We start from the raw sequence: 2469 nt of genomic DNA, 5'->3' as shown, positions 1-2469 counted from the left end.
ATGAAGGATTGTCCTCATATAACTTAGTGTTCTATGCATATGGGGACTTCGTCTGAGCCCTCTCAGGGCTAACCCCTACAATCTCATGATGTCATTCTTGCGTGCAGCGCGATCATCATGAGATTCCTCGCTTTTCTCGCCGCGTGGGTGTTGGCGTTTGGCGCCCATGCTGGCGCAGATCCCCGTCCATCTCCTATTCTGTCGCCGGCCGAGCTCAGCGCTCTGATTGCTTCTGCTTCGCCCGCGGTGACGGTCATCGATATCCGGCCGCCGGCCGAGTACCGGCAAGGTCACATTCCCGGCGCTTTGTCCGCGCCTTACGGTTCGTGGCGCGGTCCCGCGCACAGTCCCGGGACATTGCCGCCGCTGGAAGCCTTGACGGCGCAGGTCCGCAAGCTCGGATTGACGCCCGCGCGCCATGCCGTGGTGGTTTCTTCGGGCGCGGACGTCACCGATTTCGGCGCGGCCGCCCGCGTGTACTGGACGCTCAAGTACTTGGGGCTGGAGCGCCTGTCGGTCTTGAACGGCGGCATGCAGGCATGGCAACAGGCGCAGCAGCCGCTGAGCACCGAAGCAGCTCCGGCGCCGGCTCCCAGCGACTACGAGCCGAAGTTGAACACCGCCATCATCGCCACGCAGTCCGACGTGCTCGCCAGCCTGGATAGGAACGATGCCAGGCTGATCGACGCGCGCCCCAAGAATTTCTTCGAAGGGCTGGTGAAGGCGCCGACGGCGTCGGTGCCCGGCACCATACAGGGGGCGAAGAACATTCCGCATAGCGTGTGGTTCTCGCCGGGCAGCACCCAAATCGTCTCGGCCGAGGAAGCGCGGGCCATTGCCGCGCGGGAATTCCCCGACCTCGCCGCCGATAACATCGCATTCTGCAATACCGGCCATTGGGCGGCCACGGACTGGTTTGCGTTGTCCGAGCTCGCCGGGTTGCCCAACATCCGCATGTACCCCGAGTCCCTGGCCGATTGGACCAATGCCGACCAGCCCCTGCCCATGGACAACACGCCGGGTCGGGCGAGCCAGATCGCGGATAAGTTCAAGAAGTTGTTCGGCAAGTCGTAAAGGAATTCCTCGATGCAAGCGACATATCCCCCGTCGGCCTCGCCGGCCGGCCTTTCCCCTGGCGCAGCCGCACCGGCTGGCACGCGCTGGCCGCTGACGCTCGCCATCGTGGCGGCGGTCCTGGCCCTGGCGTGGTTCGTGACGGTCAGGCAAGCCGTGCTGTTCCTGATTGGCGTTGGCATGGGCGGCTTGCTGGCCGGTGCGCGCTTCGGCTTCACCACGGGCTGGCGCCGCCTGATCGAGGCCCGCGATGCGAGCGGCGTGTTCGCGCAAATCATCCTCCTGGCGGTGGCGGCCGCCATCTCCATTCCCTTGTTGTCCAGCTTTCCGGCCGAGTTGTCTGCGGCGTTGGGACCACCCAGCGTCAGCCTGCTGGTAGGCGCTTTCGTGTTCGGCATCACCATGCAGATTGCCGATGGCTGCGGCTCGGGCACCTTGTACAAGGCTGGCCTGGGCATTCCCCTGAACATGGGCGTGTTGCCCTTGTTTGCGCTGGGAAGCTTCCTCGGGTCTGTCCACCTGCATGACTGGCTTTCATTGGGCGCCATCGCGCCAGTCAGCCTGGTGCGCGAACTCGGCTCTGCCAAGGCGCTCGCGGCGACTTTCGCCGGCCTCGCCGCCGTCGGCGCGGCGGCGTGGCTCTGGTCGCGCAAAGGTGGCGGGGCGTCCCGGCTTTGGAACCGCAAGCTCGTGCTGGCAGGGATCGGCCTGGCTTTGCTGGCGGCCGCCAATCTCGTCGTGGCCGGGCAACCCTGGGGCGTGGTTTATGGCTTCGGGCTCTGGGCGGCCAAGCTCGCCACGGCCGCGGGCGCGTTCGACCCGGGCTCCAATGCATTCTGGGGCCAGGCCGGCAACCTGCGTGCGTTGGATCAAAGCGTGTTTCTGGACGTCACGTCGATCACCAACATCGGCATCATGGCTGGGGCGCTTTGGATTTCCGCGCGTCGCCCGGTCGAGGGAAAACCGCTGCGCGCGGGCCAATGGGCGGCCGTGCTGGTGGCGGGCTTTTTGCTCGGCTACAGTTCGCGGCTCGCGTTCGGCTGCAACGTGGGCGCAATGGTCAGTGGCATTTCCACCGGCAGCTTGCATGGCTGGATATGGGTGGCGCTGGCTTTCGCCGGCTCGTTGATCGGCGTGCCCTTGCGGCGCCGCCTCGGCGTTTGAGGAGGAGGACCCGATGCGTTCCCGTATATCGGCGATCGCGGCCTTTTGGGCCGCGCTGATCGTCTTTTTCGCGTGGGACTGGGCGCACTCCAGTCCCGTCAACCACAGGAAAGAGCCCGCCATCATTGCCATTGGCTCAGGGCAGGCGCCCAGCGGAGGGCACTGCTCGGCATTTTGAAGGGCGACGCCTGCTGATGATTATTTGCAACTCCTATGCATATGCAATAGAGT

Annotated in this window: 2 protein-coding genes; both read left to right on the top strand. The window is 65.1% G+C overall.

Annotated elements, in window-relative coordinates; all coding sequences use genetic code 11:
* The first annotated feature begins 117 nt into the window (after nucleotides 1-117).
* The gene (locus IRZ12_RS17295; RefSeq protein ID WP_296471264.1) at nucleotides 118-1074 is read left to right on the top strand and encodes a sulfurtransferase; all 957 of its coding nucleotides are present in this window, start codon (nucleotides 118-120) and stop codon (nucleotides 1072-1074) included.
* Between the two features lie 12 nt (nucleotides 1075-1086).
* On the top strand, nucleotides 1087-2238 hold the full coding sequence (locus tag IRZ12_RS17290; protein ID WP_296471261.1) for a YeeE/YedE thiosulfate transporter family protein: 1152 nt from the start codon (nucleotides 1087-1089) through the stop codon (nucleotides 2236-2238).
* Nucleotides 2239-2469: the final 231 nt, after the last annotated feature.

It is taken from the genome of Pigmentiphaga sp. (assembly GCF_019689535.1).
GTDB lineage: Bacteria > Pseudomonadota > Gammaproteobacteria > Burkholderiales > Burkholderiaceae_B > Pigmentiphaga.
This window is presented reverse-complemented; position numbering and strand designations above follow the sequence as displayed.

What these genes read in the sequence shown, in the direction of transcription:
- IRZ12_RS17290 (WP_296471261.1), top strand. Translation starts at nt 1,087, where the DNA reads ATGCAAGCGACATATCCCCCGTCGGCCTCGCCGGCCGGCCTTTCCCCT.
- IRZ12_RS17295 (WP_296471264.1), top strand. Translation starts at nt 118, where the DNA reads ATGAGATTCCTCGCTTTTCTCGCCGCGTGGGTGTTGGCGTTTGGCGCC.